This is a genomic window from Rahnella sp. CG8 (assembly GCF_023701875.1).
Taxonomy (GTDB): Bacteria; Pseudomonadota; Gammaproteobacteria; order Enterobacterales; family Enterobacteriaceae; genus Rahnella; species Rahnella aceris.
Map to the genome: position 1 here is coordinate 1 of NZ_JABAED010000065.1, position 1,783 is coordinate 1,783.

The 1,783-nt window shown below is 45.5% G+C and carries 3 protein-coding genes and 2 pseudogenes; 1 reads left to right on the forward strand and 4 read right to left on the reverse strand.

The features are described from left to right. Positions 1 to 90: 90 nt before the first annotated feature. The 4 genes and pseudogenes from HGO41_RS25665 to HGO41_RS25800 form a co-directional block, all read right to left on the reverse strand. Positions 91 to 405, reverse strand: a complete 315-nt coding sequence (locus HGO41_RS25665) for a DUF1493 family protein (protein ID WP_013575295.1) — start codon at positions 403 to 405, stop codon at positions 91 to 93. Next, complete coding sequence (locus HGO41_RS25670) at positions 405 to 854, reverse strand: STM2901 family protein (RefSeq protein ID WP_013575294.1); 450 nt, start codon at positions 852 to 854, stop codon at positions 405 to 407. Before HGO41_RS25670 ends, HGO41_RS25665 begins: the two co-directional genes overlap by 1 nt. Before the next feature lie 64 nt (positions 855 to 918). Then, positions 919 to 1,020: pseudogene (locus HGO41_RS25985) on the reverse strand (DNA polymerase V); the annotation flags it as partial. Positions 1,021 to 1,038: 18 nt separating this feature from the next. Further along, entirely contained in the window at positions 1,039 to 1,164 is a 126-nt protein-coding gene (locus HGO41_RS25800; protein ID WP_255425860.1) for a hypothetical protein, read from the reverse strand. 102 nt (positions 1,165 to 1,266) lie between these two features. Between HGO41_RS25800 and HGO41_RS25680 the strand changes: the two are divergent. Beyond that, positions 1,267 to 1,695 (forward strand): annotated as a pseudogene (locus HGO41_RS25680) (tyrosine-type recombinase/integrase); the annotation flags it as partial. Between the last annotated feature and the right edge of the window lie 88 nt (positions 1,696 to 1,783).

The following is a 1,783-nucleotide window of genomic DNA, read 5'->3' on the forward strand; positions in this document are numbered from 1 at the left end:
AAGGGTCCATGATGAGCATGAACCCTTTTTACACGAGCCACCGGATCGGTCAACTGATCCTTAAACGATCGGCATTAGGCGCTATGCCCCTTAATCGTAAAGCCACTTACCAGCCTTTGCAGACTCAATAATCATTTCAACAGTAAGAGTCTTGTACGACTTTTCTTTGTACTCCCGCCGCAGCCTAAACCACCACCACGGTAATTCGGGTTGAAAATAATCATCAATGTTGAAGTTGTCGTGTTTGATGTTATACCGAGTGAATAAATCTAAAAGCATTTCTTCCAGTTCTTCCGGTACAAAGTAAAAATGTTCTCTAAAAGTCCAGTCTTTGCTGACCGGTTTCTTCCGTTCACTGTAATTTTCAGTGATGTATTGAAGAATCTCACTTTCATCAATTGCCATCAGAAGTACGTCCACGCCACACGGTCTTGAGGATACGCAATGAGGTTGTATTTTTTACGAGTATCCCTTGCCACAAGAGCAACCATTACTACTGCCTGAGCGTAACCAAGATAAGGAACTGCGCGGCCGACGACAGCACCGACTTTGTTCGTATGGCGTACCTCGCCCAGTACCAATGATTCAATACGCATTCCGTCAGGGAATCTTGCATTATTAAAAATGCGTCTTGCCATCTTCGACGCTATGCTGGTTTTGTTGCCTTTAGCCCCCAGTACCTTGCGCTTAGGTAAAATTGGCTGACCTGCAATAATGGTTGCGGCAGTTTCAACAGCCATTCCACTATGGTCTGCGAAAGATTCGATGAAGATAAGCCAGAACAGCTCTTCTTTCGTTACGTTGGCATGACCGTGATAGAAGTATGTTCCGTTTAGCGTTTCAGTTGTATCCATTCTCAATATCCTTTTGATTTGAAGGGTTTTAGAATAAACCCTGCGTCTTCAGCAGGCAATTAAATCAAATACACGGAATATCATCAAACTCATCGGTCGTCGCATCATTGATGATATGCGTAACGACGCCGAAAATTATCGTCGCCTCTCCTTCAAGATCCCCCCCACAATAAGCGTTTCTATTTCAGGCTGATCGAGGGATGCCGGATAGAACCCATTGCTCTTTGATGTATTTCGGAGCGGCAAGCATTTCTTCGCCCGCTTCCGTTTTTTTACCTTCAGCCCTATTCTGCTGGCCGGTCATCTTCATAAAGATCATTGGAGCTGTTTGAAATGAGCACACACAACATCATTCAGTTAGAGCCTAATGACTGGGTAACAGAAGATTTATTGATCGCGCTAACCAGGTTGAAGTCAGGCACGATTAACCAGGGGGACAAAGCAGCATCGAATAGATGTTCAATTGCGGGAATATGGCCGTTCAGTATCCCATGCCTGTACTTTCGTTTTCAGCCCAAGAGTAATGCGCCACAATGAAAACTCCGGCTATCATTATGCAGTGGGTTCCCTCAGCGCAATCTGGGAAACGGCACTGAAACGCGCAGGTTTAAAATATCGCAAGGCCTATCAGTCTCGTCACACCTATGCGTGCTGGTCGCTTTCTGCGGGTGCAAATCCGTCATTCATCGCATCACAGATGGGACATTCGAGCGCCCAGATGGTGTTTAACGTTTATGGCAGTTGGATGCCGGAAAGCAGCGCTGATCAGGTGACGATGCTAAACCAGAAGCTAAGCAGTTATGTCCCATGCATGCCCCATGGAGTAAAAGGGGCTGTATAAAATAAGCTTAATTGCCCTAATTAATTGATGAGTCTGTTCAAAAATTTGCGTTTGTAACTCACGCCTTATGCGCGGACGATGGACTCTC